Source organism: Nakamurella aerolata (assembly GCF_013002705.1).
GTDB lineage: Bacteria > Actinomycetota > Actinomycetes > Mycobacteriales > Nakamurellaceae > Nakamurella > Nakamurella aerolata.
This window is the reverse complement of the sequence record NZ_JABEND010000016.1, coordinates 1-15,852: the sequence shown is the minus strand read 5'-3', so window position 1 is coordinate 15,852 and position 15,852 is coordinate 1. Positions and strand designations below refer to the sequence as shown.

Annotated in this window: 12 protein-coding genes; 3 read left to right on the top strand and 9 right to left on the bottom strand. The window is 68.6% G+C overall.

Features of this window, described 5'->3' with window-relative positions:
- The first annotated feature begins 71 nt into the window (after positions 1 to 71).
- Positions 72 to 2,261, top strand: coding sequence for a hypothetical protein (locus tag HKD39_RS18185; protein WP_171201296.1), 2,190 nt, complete (start codon positions 72 to 74; stop codon positions 2,259 to 2,261).
- A 14-nt stretch (positions 2,262 to 2,275) separates the two neighbouring features.
- On the opposite strand, the gene HKD39_RS18180 is transcribed toward HKD39_RS18185, so the two are convergent.
- On the bottom strand, positions 2,276 to 3,103 hold the full coding sequence (locus tag HKD39_RS18180) for a serine hydrolase domain-containing protein (RefSeq protein WP_171201295.1): 828 nt from the start codon (positions 3,101 to 3,103) through the stop codon (positions 2,276 to 2,278).
- A 31-nt stretch (positions 3,104 to 3,134) separates the two neighbouring features.
- Here HKD39_RS18180 and HKD39_RS18175 point away from each other — a divergent pair, with 31 nt between their 5' ends.
- The gene (locus HKD39_RS18175) at positions 3,135 to 4,256 is read left to right on the top strand and encodes a hypothetical protein (protein ID WP_171201294.1); all 1,122 of its coding nucleotides are present in this window, start codon (positions 3,135 to 3,137) and stop codon (positions 4,254 to 4,256) included.
- Positions 4,257 to 4,270: 14 nt separating this feature from the next.
- Here the strand turns inward: HKD39_RS18175 and HKD39_RS18170 are convergent, their stop codons facing one another.
- The 8 genes from HKD39_RS18170 to HKD39_RS18135 form a co-directional block, all read right to left on the bottom strand.
- On the bottom strand, positions 4,271 to 5,815 hold the full coding sequence (locus HKD39_RS18170) for an AMP-binding protein (RefSeq protein ID WP_171201293.1): 1,545 nt from the start codon (positions 5,813 to 5,815) through the stop codon (positions 4,271 to 4,273).
- A gap of 241 nt (positions 5,816 to 6,056) precedes the next feature.
- Positions 6,057 to 6,839, bottom strand: a complete 783-nt coding sequence (locus HKD39_RS18165; RefSeq protein WP_171201292.1) for an isocitrate lyase/PEP mutase family protein — start codon at positions 6,837 to 6,839, stop codon at positions 6,057 to 6,059.
- 90 nt (positions 6,840 to 6,929) lie between these two features.
- Positions 6,930 to 8,444 (bottom strand): helix-turn-helix domain-containing protein, encoded by a 1,515-nt coding sequence (locus tag HKD39_RS18160; RefSeq protein ID WP_171201291.1) that lies wholly within the window; start codon positions 8,442 to 8,444, stop codon positions 6,930 to 6,932.
- A complete protein-coding gene (locus HKD39_RS18155; RefSeq protein ID WP_171201290.1) occupies positions 8,441 to 9,565 on the bottom strand; it encodes an S-methyl thiohydantoin desulfurase domain-containing protein in 1,125 nt (374 codons plus the stop codon). The genes HKD39_RS18160 and HKD39_RS18155 overlap by 4 nt, the downstream gene beginning before the upstream one ends.
- A gap of 66 nt (positions 9,566 to 9,631) precedes the next feature.
- Positions 9,632 to 10,765, bottom strand: coding sequence for an S-methyl thiohydantoin desulfurase family protein (locus HKD39_RS18150; RefSeq protein ID WP_171201289.1), 1,134 nt, complete (start codon positions 10,763 to 10,765; stop codon positions 9,632 to 9,634).
- Complete coding sequence (locus tag HKD39_RS18145; protein WP_171201288.1) at positions 10,762 to 11,913, bottom strand: S-methyl thiohydantoin desulfurase family protein; 1,152 nt, start codon at positions 11,911 to 11,913, stop codon at positions 10,762 to 10,764. The genes HKD39_RS18150 and HKD39_RS18145 overlap by 4 nt, the downstream gene beginning before the upstream one ends.
- Positions 11,910 to 13,523, bottom strand: a complete 1,614-nt coding sequence (locus HKD39_RS18140) for a hydantoinase/oxoprolinase N-terminal domain-containing protein (RefSeq protein ID WP_171201287.1) — start codon at positions 13,521 to 13,523, stop codon at positions 11,910 to 11,912. The genes HKD39_RS18145 and HKD39_RS18140 overlap by 4 nt, the downstream gene beginning before the upstream one ends.
- Positions 13,520 to 14,893: a purine-cytosine permease family protein gene (locus HKD39_RS18135; protein WP_171201286.1), complete on the bottom strand. Its 1,374-nt coding sequence runs from the start codon at positions 14,891 to 14,893 to the stop codon at positions 13,520 to 13,522. Before HKD39_RS18135 ends, HKD39_RS18140 begins: the two co-directional genes overlap by 4 nt.
- Positions 14,894 to 15,106: 213 nt before the next feature.
- On the opposite strand from HKD39_RS18135, the gene HKD39_RS18130 reads away from it, so the two are divergent.
- Positions 15,107 to 15,268 carry a hypothetical protein gene (locus HKD39_RS18130; RefSeq protein WP_171201285.1) on the top strand — a complete coding sequence of 54 codons (162 nt, stop codon included), beginning with the start codon at positions 15,107 to 15,109 and terminating at the stop codon, positions 15,266 to 15,268.
- Positions 15,269 to 15,852 lie beyond the last annotated feature (584 nt).

Sequence of the window (15,852 nt, the reverse complement as noted above, 5' to 3'; positions counted from 1 at the left end):
CGTCGCTGCGACCGGCTGGCTATTCTGCTGAAGGCACGGATCATTGTCCGACCTGCAGAAAGGCTCGACCGATGAGCGCTCTCCGTCCCGGCACCCGCAGCTCGGCGGTGCGTCTGGCGGTGTCGCTGACCGCCGCGTTGCTCACGCTGGCCGGTTGCGCCGGCGCGGTGACCGGAACAGCCGCGTCCGACCCGCGAGCCGGGCTCACCGGCTCCGCGGCGACCGACCCGTCGCCCGCTTCCGGGACGGGCAGCGGCCCGGAAGCGACCGGCCAGCAACCGCCGGCGCCGAGCGTCCCGAAACCGGGCGTCCCGGCACCCACGGCCTCGACACCGCGACCGCAGCCGAGCATCGATGCCACCGAGCCGACGGCGTCCACCGGGACCGGCTCTGCCGGCGGGTCGGCTGCAGACCCGCAGGCAGAGCCGGAACCGTTGGCGTTCGGTGGCACCTTCAGCTACGCCAACGGTTTGCAGGTGACGGTGTCGAAGCCGGCCGACTGGAAAGCGCCGGCGAAAGGCAGCAGGGACGCCAAGTACCTGGAGATTCCGGATACTCCACTCAAGCTGGAATTCGAGATCACCATCAAGAACGGGTCGAAACAGCCATGGCTCGGCGGCTACGGCATCGCGAACGGCTTGACGGACGGTGGCCGCACCGCGAAGGCGATCTCGGATGTGCGCGACGGGTACAACACGCCTCGCTACCCGTTGATGCCCGGCCAATCGGCGACCTACAAGCACGTCTGGGGCGTCCAGAGTCGCGACAACCTTTCGATGACGATGAACCTGTACTACAACACCGGGTTCGACGACATCGTCTTCGCCAGCGACGCCACCGCCACCACCGGCAAACAGGTCGGCACGGACGCCCCGCCGCAGCAGGCCGCCGTCGCCAAGTTCGGGCAAACCTTCCGCTACGCCAACGGTTTGAGCGTCAAGGTCGGCAAACCCGCGGCGTTCGCCCCGTCCGAGACGGCGATGGCGGCGCCGGCCAAGAAGTACCTGCTGGCCAGCGTCGAGATCACCAACGGCAGCAAGCAGACCTACGACTTCCGCCAGCAGACGCTGCTCACCGCCGGTGGGGTACCGGCCGGCGAAATCCGTGACCCCGCAGCGAAAATCGGCTACAACCCCGACGGCAGCCTCCCGCCCGGCAGCAAGGCCACCCTCAAGATCGGCTTCGCCGCCGGCACCGACCGCCAGCTCGCGCTGCAGTTCGCGCCGTCCACCCAGGGCTTTGTGGTGATCTTCACCGACATGACGGTCGGCAGCTACTCCACCACCGAACCCGCCGAAGGCGTGAACGCCGGCGGCGGTACCGAAAACCCCGGCGGCGCAGGGACTCCCGGCGGCGCAGGAACATCAGGCACAGCGGCATCGGGCACCGGCGCCACCGGCACCTCGCGGGCCCCGTCCACCGCGCTGACCGACACCGAGATCCGCCGCAAGGGCCCCGTCGAGGCGGCGTTCGGCGGATCGGTGTCGTGGGCCAACGGGGTGAGCATCAGTGTGAGCAAACCCGTTGCGGTGACGACAGATGCCCTCTCGACGCACCTCAAGGGCACCACTGCGGCCAAGGTCGACATCACCGTCACCAACAAGAGCAAGGAGCCGCTCACCGGTTACGCCCCAGCCGTCGCCTACAGCAAGGACCGTCCGGTCGAGGACTTCACCGACAGCGCCAACGACATTGGTATCGCCGAACTTTCGGTGCAACCCGGTGCGTCCCAGAAGGTCAGCGTCGGCTTCTGGGTGTACGACCTGGCGGACATGAAGATCGCGGTCGCCCCTGCCCAGAAGTACGACACCATGTTCTTCTCCAGCACCGGCCCCAAGAAGCCGACACCGACCAAGGGCGACACCACCAGCGACGACGAGGTGAAGCTGCCGTTCGGCAAGACCTTTACGCATCTGAGCGGGCTGAGCATGACGGTGCAGACCAAACCCACCACCCCGGTCGGCACCACCGCCGGCGACACCGGAACCGACTTCATCACCGTCGAACTCACCCAGACCAACAACAGCACGGCGGTGCAGAAGTCGGGTGGTGTCCGGGTGAAGAGCGACGGCAAGACGGCTGAATCGTTCCGCAGCCCCGGCACCGGCGTCCCCGAGGACATCGGCAGTGTCGAGCTGGCCCCTGGGTGGACCATCACCTCGGTGTCCGGATTCAAGATCGCCAAGGGCAAGCCGGTGACGGTCACCGTCAATCCCCCACGCGACGAAGACCTCCGCGCCCCCGACGTGACCTGGAGCTAGCTCGGCACCTGGAGCTAGCTGGGCCGGGCCGCAGCGAGCGCAACGCTGGACACCGCCGGCCACGCCTTGGCGGCCCACTCCCCGAAAGCGGTGTCGGACAACGACACACAGGCAAGGCCGGCCTCCGGGTCGACCCACAGGAAGCTGCCCGACTGGCCGAAATGCCCGAAGGTGCTCGGCGAGTTCTGCGGCGACGTCCAATGCGGCGCCTTGTCCGCCTTGATCTCGGCGCCGAGACCCCAGTCGTTGTGCTGCTGCCGGCCGAATCCCGGCAGCACCCCTGGCAGCCCGGGGAAGACCGTAGTGCTGAGTCCGGTGACCACGCCGGGCAGCAACGCCGTCGAGTTCAACAACTCCGTGGCCAGCGCGGCGAGATCGCCGATGCCGCTGCGCATTCCGTGCGCGGGCGACCCGTCGAGCCTGGCACCGGACATGCCCAGCGGCTCCAGCACCCGCTCGGTCAGCAGCTCGGTGGCCGACTGTCCTGTAGCCTCGCCGGCCAACTCAACGGCCAACTCGATGCCGCGGTTGGAGTAGATGCGTCTGGTGCCGGGCGCGGCCAGCACGTCGTCGGAATCCATTGCGATACCCGAGCTGTGCGACAGCAGGTGCCGCACGGTCGCGCCCGGCGGTCCGCCGGGGGTGTCGAGGCTGAGCAGCCCGTCGGCCCAGGCGTCCAACACGGCCAACGCCGACACCAGCTTGGTGACAGACGCCCACTTCTGCTCGGCACCGTCGTCGTGCACCGCGATCGGGCCGCCGGGCCCGACCACCGCGACGGACGCCGACCCGACGGGCCAACTCCGCACTGCCGCCGCCAGTTCTGTTGCCAACTCGCCCATGTGTTTCACGGTAGTGGGATACCTTCTCGGCGTGCGTGGGAAGGTCCGGTCCGGCAACCGCAGCTCGTCAGCTCGCGGGCGGCTCCGGCTGCCGGCGTTGCTGATGGCAGCTGTCGCCGCGGTGACGACTGCCGCGTGCACCACGTCGGTGGGCGGCCAAGCCGAGCAGCAGGCGCGCGATGCCAGCTCCGGTGTATCCACCCCGCAGGGCGCCGGGCCCGGCGGCCCGGGCACCACCGGCAAGCAACCGACCAAGCCGTGCAGTTCTGCCACACCGGAACAACTGTCCGGCGCCAACACGGCCACCAGCGCACCGGCGACTCCCGGCACCGAGACGGTGCTGCCGCAGTCGAACACCGAAATCGCCTTCGGCACCGAGGGTTCCTGGAAAAACGGTCTGCGGCTGGCGGTTTCGAAGCCGGTCACCTACACCCCGAGCCAGCCGGCCGGCGACGCCGGGCGCGGGGAACCGGTGGTGATCACCGCCGACCTGACCAACGGCAGCGACGATGAAGTCTCCGGGGCGCTGGACGTCACGGTGATCAGCGCCGGCCGGCCGGCCACCGCGTTGACCGACGCCGAGTTGGACAACGCCCTGATCAACCTGGCTCCCGGCAAGCGTCAGCAGCTGCGGCTCGGGTTCCGGGTGGTCGACCGGAACGACGTGTTCGTCGTGGTGTCGCCCGGGTACAGCTTTCAGCCGCTGACCTTCTCCGCCGGTGCGCCGCCCAAGCAGGAGGCTTTCCGCCCCAGCGCCGTTCCCGAGGACAAGGTGGCGCGGCGCTGCTTCGGCCAAAGCTTCGTCGCCGCCGATGGTCTGCGGCTGGCGGTGAACGCCGAGCCGGCGCAGCCGGTGGGCGCGGCGGCCGGCGACACCGGATACCGCTGGGTGAAGGTGACGGTGGTGGTGACCAACCTGTCGACGGTAGGGCAGCAGGTGTCGCTGCAGCCCGAGGTGGAGAACACCGGAGCCAAGGCAACACCGTTCAAAGACCCCTCCGCCGGCATCGGCGACAGCGCTGGCGGGTGGCTGCCGCCGGGCCGGCGGGTGGCCTTCGTGCAGGGCTACAAGATGCGTACCGGCGGCGTCGTCACGGTCGCGCTTGGCGATCCGGCGAACAGCGACAACACCGTGATCTGGTCGGATTCCTGAGCTGGCGTGCATGGTCAGAACTGTTGGCGCAGTTTGAATTTCTGCAGTTTTCCGGTCGCCGTGCGCGGCAGTTCGTCGACGAACACCACCCGTTTCGGGCACTGGTAACCGGCGAGCAACCCGCGGCAGTGCGCGATCACGGCGGCCTCGTCCAGCCCGGCGTCGTCCGGCTCGGTGTCGTCCGGTTCGGTGCCTGATGGCGGGTCGGCCAGTACCACCAGCGCGGTGACGAGCTCGCCCCAGCGCTCGTCCGGGGTGCCGATCACCGCAGCCTCGGCGATCTGCGGATGCGACAGCAGGGCATCTTCCACCTGGATGGACGAGACGTTCTCGCCGCCGGTGATGATCACGTCCTTCTTCCGGTCGGAGATCACCAGGTAGCCCTCGTCGTCCAACTGCCCGCGGTCGCCGGTGTGGAACCAGTTGTCCCGCTGGGCTTCTGCGGTGGCATCCGGCTGATTCCAGTAGCCCTCCAGGTTGTGGTTGCTGCGGGCCAACACCTCGGAGTCGTCGGCGACGGCCAACCGCACGCCGAGCGCCGGCGCCCCCTGCCGACCGAGTTTGCGGGCCCGCTCCGTCGGCGGCAGGTCGGCGTGTTCCCGGCGCGGCCGGTTGATGGTCAGCAGCGGCGAGGTCTCGGTGAGGCCGTACAACTGGTTGAACTGCCAACCGAGCACCGATTCCACCTGCTCGATGGTGGCCGTCGGTGGAGCGGCGCCGGCCACCACCACCCTGGTGCGGCCGCTGCCGGGAATCGGCCCATGCCACTGCCTTGCCGCGGCGATGACGGTGTTCATCACCGCGGGCGCACCGCAGGCCAATGTGACGCCGTGCCGTTCCACCCGCCGAAGGATCTCGGGGCCGTCCACCTGCCGGAGCACCACCTGGGTTCCGCCGAAACCAGCCATGGTGAACGGCATTCCCCAGCCGTTGACATGGAACATTGGCAGGGTATGGATCAGGGTGTCGTCGTCGCTCACCTGCAGGTGCGCGCCGAACACCACGGCGTTCAGCCACAAGCTGCGGTGGGTGAGCTGGACCCCTTTCGGGCGGGCGGTGGTGCCGGAGGTGTAGTTGATGGTTGCGGTGGCGGATTCGTCGGGGTCGGCCCACGGCCGAGGATCGGCGTCGGGCGCGTAGAGGTTGTCGTCGTCGCCCAGGACGAACCTGTGGGTCGCCGGCAGACCGTCGAGCAGATGCTCCAACAACGGATCGACGTACACCACGTCGGCACCGGAATGCTCGACGATGTAGTCGATCTCGTCCTTGCTGAGCCGGAAGTTGATCGGTACCAGGATGCGTCCCCAGGCACTGACCCCGAAGAAGCTGCCGAGCAACCGCGCCGAGTTGTGGCTGATCACCGCGACCCGCCCACCGGCCGGCACCCCGAGCTGGTCCAGCTTGGCCGCCTGCGCACGCGCCAGCTCTGCGACCCTGGCGTAGCTCAGCTCGCCGAGCGACGGCGCCGGTTGATCGGGCTCGTCCATCACCCCGATCCGCTGCGGATACACCTGTTCCGCGCGGTCAAGGAAATCCTTGACGGTGAGAGGAAAGTACATCGGCGCACTCCTACCCTGGCAACGTTGCCAGCACCGTAATGGGCTCTGCTGAGGGTGGCAATGTTCAACGGCTTGGTTCAACAGGCTTGCCGGCATCGGCGGCGGCGCGCGGGCCGGCACGGGCGTCCGGCCTGGGCGCGAGTGCGGAGCGGGTGCGGGTGCGGAGCGGGTGCGGGTGCGGGTGCGGGTCGAGGTGGGGAGTGGCGGGGTGCGGAGCGGGGCGGGGCGCGGGGCGGAGGTATTAGTCGAGCAGCGACAAGGGATTCGGGTCGGCAGCCGCGTAGCTGTAGTCGCCGGCGCGCAGTTGGTCGGCGGCTCGCAGCAGCGCTGCGTAGCCGGCGACCGCAAGGCCCTGCCCGGTGGAGATCCGGCGGACACCCAACGCCGTCAGCTCCTGGACGGAAGGCGCCGACGGGATCACAAGGACGTTCAGCGGTTTGTCCACCGCGGCCAGCACCCGCTGAATGTCCGCCACCGCGGTGAGGCCGGGCGCGTACAGCACGTCGGCGCCGGCAGCCGAGTACGCCTGCAGCCGGGCAATGGTGTCGTCAAGGTCGGCGACCTGGCGCAGCTGATTCTCGGCGCGGGCGGTGAAGACCAGGTCGGCGGCCTCCGCCTTGGCGGCCACCACCCTTTCCACCGCCAGCTCCAGCGGATAGATCCTGCGGCCCACCGGATCCCAGTCCTCGATGGAGAACCCGGCGGCGGTGGTGGCAGCCAGCAGTCGCGCGGTGGTTGCCACCTGTTCCGGCTCGTCGCCGAACCCGTTCTCGGCGTCGACGTTCACCGGTACGCCGGCCTCGCCGGCAGCGCCCGCCATCGCCTCGGCATGCCTGAGCAGCTCGTCTCGGGTGACGCGCTGGTCGGTGCGGCCCAGCGAGCCGGCGAAGCCGCTGCTGGTGGTCGCCAACGCGGGAAAGCCCTGCGCGATCAGCATTTTCGCCGACCCGACGTCCCAGGGGTTGGGCATCAGGAAGGTGCCGGAGCTGTGCAGATCACGAAAGCGGCCGCGGAGGTTCGTCATGCCGTCCAGCATGTCCCGGCTCGACGCCGGCCCGCTGGCGGTAATCGGACCTGGACAGTGCTGCCCGCCCGAGCGTGCGGGTGAGCGACCTCAACGCTGGGCCAGCACACTGCGGCAGGCGAGTTGAACAGCGAGGCGTTCGTCCGGGTCGCCGAGGTCGATTCCCAGCAGTTCCACTGCCTTGGAGATCCGGGCGGTGACGGTATTGCGGTGAACCCCCAAGATCGCAGCGGTTTCGGCAATCGATGACTGGGCTTCCAGGTAGGCCGACAGCGTTGCCAGCAGCGCCGGCTCGTCCTGCAGCGGGGTCAGCAGCGACGACGCGGCCGGACCGAAGGTCTCGGTACGGGTCCACGCCAACAGCAATTGGCTCAGGCCCAGCCGGTCCACCTGCACCAGATGGCCGCCTGCGGTTCGGGTTGCCGCGATCTTGGCGGCATCACCCGCCTCTCCGAGACTGCGCACCAGGCCCTCGGCCCCCGGTTGCAGACTGCCGACGCCCATCACGGTCGGCAGCCGCGCCCGCAGCAGCCACTGCACCCGGCGGACCGCGGACGCGTGCGCCTCGCGCTGCTTCGGCGCCGGCAAGTCGGCGAAGGTGCACCACGCCGCCCAGCCGGCGCCCTGCTCCACCACCTGCGCCGGGACGCCGGCATCGGCAAAGGCGCGCAGCACCTCGGGGCGCAGCGCCACCGGGTCGGCCGCGGCCGGGACGTCGATGCGGATGCCCTCGTGGTACCCGTCCAGGCGCCAGCCCTGCTCCAGCATGCGGCGCGGCAATTGCGGATCAACCGGCCCGCCGGGCTGCAGCAACTCCGCCAGCAGCGACATGCGCTGCCTGGCGTCGCGTTCGGAGGACAGTCGTTGCACCGCAAGCCGTCCCGCGATCGCCACCGCAAGCACCGAGAGTGCGGCGCGGGCCGGTGCAAGCTCGTCGTGCTCGCGTCGGCGGAGCATCAGGTAGGCACCGCGCGGGTGGTCGGTGGCGACCTCGTGCAACACCCAGCCGACCGTCGCCGACTCCGGAGCCGCCAGCACCGCAGCCAACTCCGCACTCTCCGGCGGATCGGGCGGGTGGGACGTCGGCCCGACGACCACGTTCCCGCCGGAGTCAACCAGCCAGATGGAACGATCGAGGACGGCTGCCGCGCCGGTCACCACCGCGTCGACGGTGTCGCCTGCACCCTCGACGGCATCGGCGACGGCAGTCACCCAGCGGGCGCGTTCCAGTTCGGGTTGGGCCAGGTGCACCCGCAGCGCAACGGCACCGGCGATCGGATCGTCGGTGCCCAAGATGGTCACCGCGAGCCGGTCGGCGACGACGGTGGCGGCCGTGCCGATCGGGCCGGTCCCGGCGATGAGCAACCCGGCAGCGCCACCGGCGGCCGTCCTGCGGATCAGCACGTCGAGATGCCAATCGTCGCGGTCGATCTCGCCGGCAACGGCCAACAACGCACCCTGCAAGTCGGTCGGTACCGGGGCGCGGACGTCGGCGATCAGCTCGACCCGTCGCAGCGCTGCGGTTGCCGCCTCACCGGCCGGACCGGCCAACAAGCGCACCGCTCGCCACGAACGCAGGGCCAGCGCCTGCCGCAAGGTCGTCACCGGCGCTCGCCTGTACTGGCGACGGGGTCGACAGCGTCCCGCTCGCGGCCGGGTTGCGACAGCAGCACCGGGTCGAGATCGACACCGAACGCCCGAGGGCCGACCGCCGCCAGCCTGCGGGCCTCGGCCCGCCACCACGGCGGACCAGTCAGGGCGACCACCTGTACATCGTCGCCGAACCGCAACCGTTCAACCGCAATGGGTTCAGCGGTCCGCCGGTCCAGCACACAGATCAGCTCGGGGGACGTGGCCACCGGTAGACCGTCGCGGATGGCCGCGACGTACTCGTTCTCCGCCTCGATCCGCAGCAGCGCGCCGTCGGCAGCGGCGACGGCAAAGCTGGACCTGGTGAACTGTTGCCCCTGGCTGCGCACTACCTCGATCACCCGGCCGCGGGCCAAGACAGCTCCAGCCAACTCGTCCAGCCGCTCCAGGGCCTCGGCGGTGAGCCAACCGCCAAGGGCGAGTGCCCTGGCCAGGGTGCCCTCGCAGGCAGCGCCGGCCAGCTCCCCGAGCGGGAACGGCCCAAACGTTGCACCTGCCCACCCGCCGGAGTGCCCGACATAGGCCCGAACCGCTCGTTCCAGCTCGGCGGGCGAGCACTTGTCGAGCACCAGCAACTGTCCCCCCGGCTGCGCCAGCGTTGCCGACCGCAGCAGCTGTGGCCGCGCCACCACCAGGCTCAGCTGATCGAACCGGGGAAGCGCTCGTCCGGTGAAGTCGGCATCCACCAGGGGAAGTCCGAGTTGCGCCGCCGTCAACACTGGGAGGATCGCATTGACACCCGCCGCCTCCACCGGCATGACGGCGTCGATCCGCCGGCCACACCAGCGTTCGGCTGCCACAACCGAGCCGGCGATCTCGTTGCCGTTGGGCAGTTTCTCGGTCAGTACCGAGGTCGCGCCGATCATGCCGACCGCAGCCACCGTGCCCAACCCGGCGGCAACGGCCTCGGCCATGGAGACCAGCTCGAGGCCGTCGCTCGGCAGCTGGTCGACCAGCCGTGCGCCGAACAACGCCGCCTCACCACCGCCACCGGAACCCAGCAGCGCGGCGCCACGCAGAAACCTGTCAAGGTCTGCCGGATACAACCGACTGCTCCCAACGGTGCTCACGCTCACCCATCATCCTCCGCCGCTGCTCCGCACTGGCCAGGCGCCGGGCAGGTGATGCCTCGGGTCGCCGGCTCAGTCAGCGGTCGGGTGCAGCTGCTCCAGTGGGGTGAAATCGCGGTCGAGCCCGAAACACCGCGGGCCGAAGACGGCCAGCGCTTCGGGTGTGCGCATCAGATCGGGAGTGGAGATCCCGATCACCCGCACCCGCTGCCCGTAGCGCAGCGTCTCCGAGGTGATCGGTTCGGCGGAGTCGGCTTCCAGCACACAGATCAGGTCAGGCACCACCGCGAGCAGCTGCCCCTCGCGCAGTGCGATGACGTTCTCGTTCTGGAAGGAGATCACCAGGTCGCCGGCCCTCGCAGCATCGCCGGGCTTGTTGAATCCAGTGATACGCACGGTGCCACGGGTGAAGCCGTCCACCACGCGGCGTTCGACATCGGTCACCTTGCCCTCGTGCAGCACCCGCAACTGCCGATAGATGCTGCCCCCCAGGCGCTCGCGCAGCGCCGCGACCGGATCACGATGGCCCGCACGGGCCTGGCGGATCGCGGCGCCGAGCTCGACACCGAGCGACAGCGTGCCGGGGATGGCGGTGCGTTTCACGTCGGCCCCTGTCATCGGGTACTCGGCGATGAGCGCGGCACCGCCCATCCGGATGCAGGCCCCGCGAGCCAGCCACTCCACTCTGGAGTTGTCGGCACCGCAGTCGATGAGCACCCACTCGTCGTGGTCGCCGGCAACCACCATGGGAGAGGCCGGAATCCCGTACACGCCAAAGGTTTCCATCTGCAGCTCAGGAAACGCCCGCCCCATGCCGTCGGCGTCCACCACCGGAAGCCCGGTGACGGCAGCCACCACCAGCGGGATCATCGAGTTGATTCCACCGCACTCCATGGGGATGGTGGCGTCGGCGCTGCGGCCAAGGTGCCGTTCCAACGCGCGCAGCGCCCGCACCGCTTCGTCGCCCTTGGGAATCTTCTCCACCATGACGCTCGGCGCACCCATCATCGCGGTGGAGATCACGAACTCGTCGTCGGCGAGCTCGTCAGGGGAAATCACCGTGATGGGGCCGTATTCGGCGATGGCCGCCTCAACCATCAGGCGCCCGATGTAGGGATCGCCACCGCCGCCGGTGCCCAGCAGCGCGGCCCCGCGCGCCAGGTCGGTGAGCTGCTCGGTTCCCAGCGTCCAACCGCGCTCGCTCATCCCACCATCTCCTGCTGTTGCCGCACCGCCCGAACCGGATCGGAGTCGTATCCGAAGTACCGCGGACCGACCAGTGCGACCCCCGCCTCGGTGTGCCAGCGTTCGTCGCAAGGGGCGCCGAGAACGCTCACCCGCTGGCCGAAGCGCAGTGCCTCGGTGGTGATGGGATCGCCGGTCTCGGCGTCGAGCACGATGATGAGATCCGGTGTGCTGACCTCGATGTGCTGCCCGCCGCTGTGCTGGCGCGCCGCCAGCAGGTGCTCGTTCTGGAACTCAAGGGTGAGGGTGTCACCCTGGCCGGTCAGCGGTGCAACAGTGGCCGTGCCGCGGGCGAAACCGGTCGCGGTGCGTCTTGCCACGTCGGTGACCTTGCCCGTGTAGACCAGCCGGCCGTTCAGGACGTCCACCACCGCATCCACCGCGCTGCGGTGCGCCGACCGCGCCTGCACGATGGCGCGTCCGAGCTGTCGGCAGACCCCTAGGGTGCCCGGCACCGACGCGGCTCGGAAGGTGGCGCCGTCCATGACGAAGTTGCTGATGATCGCCGAGCAGCCCATCTCGATGGTCAGTGCCCGTGCCATCCGCTCCGACCACGGGTTGTCGACGCTCGACAGGATGCCGGTGTTGCCCTTCTCGTCGGCGATGGACATCGGCGTTCCCGCGATGCCGGCGAGGGTGGGTAGCACCATCTGCAGCTCCGGGAACGCCCTGCCCATCAGATCGCCGTCCACCAAAGGCAATCCGAGTTCTGCCGCGGCGATGACGGGAATGGTCGAGTTGATGCCGCCGGCCTCAGCGCAGGCCACGTGGGTCACCCGCTTGCCGACATACCTGGACAGGGCAGTGATCGCTTCGGCGAATTGTTCGGTGGTCGGCAGCTTCTCGACCATCACGGTCGGCGCACCCATCATCGCCACCGGGAACACGACGGCATCGTCGGACAGATCTCTGGGATGCACCAGCGGGACCGGGCCGCGGGCACGCAGGGTCTGCTGCGCCATCAACATCCCGATGTACGGGTCGCCGCCTCCGCCGGCGCCGAGAACTGCTGCGCCCTTGGCGATCAGCTCGACATCATCTTCGGTCACCTCGTCTTCGGTGATCTCGTCTTCGATGATCTTGTCTTCGGTCGTCTCGTTGTGACTCATCGACCAACCCCACCGCCGACGCCGGGTCCGTTGCCTGCCAGCGCCCGGGTGTCGGCGCGATCGATCTGCAGATCGCCGACTGCCTTGCAGCGGATTCGGGTGGCATTGCCTGGTAGGTAAGGGATCGGCACTTCGTCGAAGTCGACAATGCTGACGGTCCGGGGGTCGGCGCCGGCGGCCACCGCGCGGTCAACCGCGTCCTGCCGTGCCTCGTCCACCACCGCGTCGCGTTGGCCCGGTGCGATCGCGAAGACCCGGTCGACCTCGCCGCCCACCTGAGCGATCGCGGCGCCGATGGCGTTGGCGACGGAGAAGTTCTCCGGCCGCAGCACCGGTCCGAGTCCGGGGAACTCGTCGGGCAGCAGGATCGAGCCACCGCCGACGGCGACCACTGGCAGTGGCTCGTCCGACATACGCATGCGATCGACCGCATCGGCGACGTCGGTGGAGATACGGTCGAGAACGGCGGTGACGAAAGACTTCTCGAGGCCGGCCACCTGCGAGCGATCGCCGATGTCGGCGCGGCCGGCCGCCACCGCGAGGTCGGTCGCGGTCAGCTCGTCTCCGCCGAATACCCTGGCTTGTTGGGTGAGCCGGTAGCCGACGGAGTCCGGCCCGACGGTCGGTGCGCGCCCGTCGTGACCGCGAACCCTTGAGCCACCGCCGATGCCGACGCTGAGCACATCCGGCATCCGGAAGTTGGTCCGCACCCCGGCAACGCTGACCTCCACCGTCGCCTCCCGTGGGAACCCGGCGGTGAGCACTCCGACGTCAGACGTGGTGCCACCGACATCAACGACGGCGCAAGTGGTTTCGCCGGAGAGCACGGCCGCTCCCCGCATCGAGTTGGTCGGTCCTGACGCAAACGTCGCCACCGGGTAGCGGCGGGCGAACTCAACGTCCATCAGGGTGCCGTCGTTTTGCGAGAGGAACAGCGGGGCCGCAATGCCCTCGCCGGCAATCGATGCCGACAGACCGGTCACGATGCCCTCCGCCAGGTGCCGCAGGGCGGCATTGATGATGGTCGCGTTCTCCCGTTCCAACAGCCCGATCCGGCCGATCTGGTGTGACAGCGAGATCGGTACGTCGTCACCGAGTTCGGCGGTGAGGATCTCCGCGGCGGCTCGCTCGAAGTCGGAGTTGACCGGGGAGAACACCGAAGACACCGCTACCGAGGTGACGCCGGCCGCCGCCATTTCTCCTGCAATGCGCCGGATTTCGTCCGGGTCAAGCGGCGAGATCTCCCGCCCGTCGAACTCATGCCCGCCGTGGGCCAGGAAACCGCGGCCGTTGATGGCCTGCACCAGCCGCTCCGGCCAGCCCACCAGCGGCGGCAGCGCCGCAGTCGCGGGAAGCCCCAGCCGCAGCGCGGCCGTCGGTGCCAGCCGGGAAGCCTCCACCAATGCGTTGATGAAGTGGGTGGTGCCGATCATGACCGCGTCGATGTGGTCCGGCGCGAAATCGTGCTGCTGGCGAAGCTGGCCCAGCGCAGTGACGATGCCGCTGGTGACGTCCTCCGAGGTGGCGGCCTTGACCGCCGCGACCACCGTATTGCCGTTCAGCAGCACCGCATCGGTGTTGGTGCCGCCGACGTCGATCCCAATTCTCATGCCTGCACCTTCGGGTTGGTAGTTGCGTTCGATGCGCCGCCGATTCCGGTTGCCGCACCTGCCGTTTCGGTCCGGCTGACGCCATAGCCTTTGATACCGCCGAGCTTTCCGATCACCACATACAGCACGAAGGCGACCACCAGCGAGTTGATGCTGGGCAACCCCCAGTGGACGAAGTGTCCGATCAACGCCGCGGCAAGCCAGATCAGTAGGGTGACCGGCACCCAGGTCGGCGAGCTGGCCGGCAGCGTTCCGTCCGCTCTGGTGCTGTCGAGCTGACCGCGCCAGAGCTTCACCACGAAGTACTCGGCCACCATGATGCCGACGATGGGCGGGAAGGCGACGCCGAGAATGATGAGGAAATCCATGAACTTGTCGAGGATGCCGGCTGCGGCCAACACGCTGCCGATGACGCCGATGATCAGCGTCAGCAACCCACGATTGACGCGGCGCCGCAACACAACGCCGAGGAAGTTCACGGTGCCGAGGCTGGCCGAGTAGAGGTTCCAGTCGTTGATCTTCAGCGTCCCCAGGATGATCACCAGGGTGCCTACCCAGCCGACCGACGAGGTGACGATGGTGATGATGTTGTCCGACCGGACCGCATGGGCCAGCAGCACCCCGGACATCCCGATCAGGTATTCACCGATGGTGAATCCGACGACGGTTTGCTTGACGACGTCGGCGCTGCTGCGGTTGAACCTCGTCATGTCGGCGGTGATCACCGCGCCGACGATGAAACCCCCTGCCACCAAGGTGGTCCCGGTGAGCAAGCTGATCTGCGGCCCGGCCGGTGCCGAGCGCACCAGATCACCGAGGTTGTGTCCGGTGAGCTCTTTGCCGACAGACCAGCCGACCAGAATCAGGAACGCCGGCACGGTGATGTAGGCGACCCATTTCATCGAGCCGAACCCGCCCATCACCACCAGCGTGACCGCCAGTCCGAACACCAGCGACCAAGCCCACAGCGGCAACACTCCGATCAACGACAGCAAACCTTCGGCTGAGACGCCGGATTGGATACCGAACCAGCCGATCAGGCTGATGCTGATGGCAACGCCGACGACCGAGCTGCCGCCGTAGCCGAACCCGGTCCACCTGGCCAACAGCGACGTCTGCAGTCCTTCTTTGGCACCGATGATCCCCACCAGGATCGACACCAGCTCGAGGATGATCGCCCCGAGCGTGAACGCCCAGAATGCTCCCCAGAACGTCATCCCGAATCCGATGGTGGAGCCGAGCAGGAACTGGCTCAGCGCCGAGACCTGCCCGAAGCGTTGCACCGCCACCGACCACCACGAGTACCTGGCGCTGCGTGGTACCCGGGCAAGCGCGTAATCATCGACCCCGACGTGTCCGTGACCGCTCATCTCGTCACTCCCTGTCGAACGTGCTGCCGGTAGCCCGGACGGCGGCGCCGAGCGGCTCCGCCGTTGTTGGCACGTTAGAGCCGGAGAGAGGACCGTTCAATGGGCAAAGTGTCGACTTCAGCCGCAGTCACTGTGCACTCTTCACAGGTGACTGGCGAAACGGGGTTGCGCCCCGCACGACCGGCCTCGGATCGGGCGAGGCAGAATTGACGAATGCTTGCGTTCATCGGAATCCTGCTGCTGATCTGGCTCGTCCTTGCGGTGCTCGGCTTCGTGATCAAGGGGCTGCTCTGGCTGGCGATCATCGGCATCGTCCTGTTCGTGGCCACCGCAGCCTGGGGCTGGCTCAAGCGCAAGACCAGCAACCGGGCCTGAGCCCGTTCGCCACGGATCAGCCGGTGACGGCGTTGACGACCTCGACGCCCGGCAGCTCCCGCTGGAGCCTGTTCGCGAGCGGCGTTGCCTCGCGCAGATAGGCGGTGCGCGCCGCGGCTGAATCCCACCCGCGGTCGTAGTGAAAGTGCTGCTCCCACCACTCCTGCCAGGCCGCGAGATCGTCGGCAAGTTCCGCCGAAATGCCCAGTTCCGCAACAGGATCGGCGATCAGACCACCGTCGCCCGCTTCAATTCATCGCCGGTGCGGTGCTGCTTCTGGTGTTTGATCGGTTTCCACCGGCGTCAGTTGGCGGAAGATCGTGCACCGTAGTCGGTGGCCGATCTTCCGCTATCACGCACGCACCGGTCAATCGGCGGCGGCCAGCACCGCGAGCAGCACCTCGATGGGGTCCGCCTGGTCGGCTACGGCGCGGCGGTGCGGTTCCGCTGGAGCCGCCCCCAATGCGGCTCTTCACAGTTGACGGTGTAGTTGGGGTCTGAATCCGCCGGCTTCGAGTAGGGATCTGGCGATGTAGTGGATGAGGTTGCGGAACCCGAGCGCTGACCCGCGTAGGTGCTCGAGC

Bases quoted from the DNA above. Each gene is read 5' to 3' on its own strand.
- HKD39_RS18135 (WP_171201286.1), bottom strand. From the start codon at position 14,893: ATGAGCGGTCACGGACACGTCGGGGTCGATGATTACGCGCTTGCCCGG.
- HKD39_RS18150 (WP_171201289.1), bottom strand. From the start codon at position 10,765: ATGAGCGAGCGCGGTTGGACGCTGGGAACCGAGCAGCTCACCGACCTG.
- HKD39_RS18130 (WP_171201285.1), top strand. From the start codon at position 15,107: ATGCTTGCGTTCATCGGAATCCTGCTGCTGATCTGGCTCGTCCTTGCG.
- HKD39_RS18165 (WP_171201292.1), bottom strand. From the start codon at position 6,839: ATGACGAACCTCCGCGGCCGCTTTCGTGATCTGCACAGCTCCGGCACC.
- HKD39_RS18180 (WP_171201295.1), bottom strand. From the start codon at position 3,103: ATGGGCGAGTTGGCAACAGAACTGGCGGCGGCAGTGCGGAGTTGGCCC.
- HKD39_RS18145 (WP_171201288.1), bottom strand. From the start codon at position 11,913: ATGAGTCACAACGAGACGACCGAAGACAAGATCATCGAAGACGAGATC.
- HKD39_RS18170 (WP_171201293.1), bottom strand. From the start codon at position 5,815: ATGTACTTTCCTCTCACCGTCAAGGATTTCCTTGACCGCGCGGAACAG.
- HKD39_RS18140 (WP_171201287.1), bottom strand. From the start codon at position 13,523: ATGAGAATTGGGATCGACGTCGGCGGCACCAACACCGATGCGGTGCTG.
- HKD39_RS18185 (WP_171201296.1), top strand. From the start codon at position 72: ATGAGCGCTCTCCGTCCCGGCACCCGCAGCTCGGCGGTGCGTCTGGCG.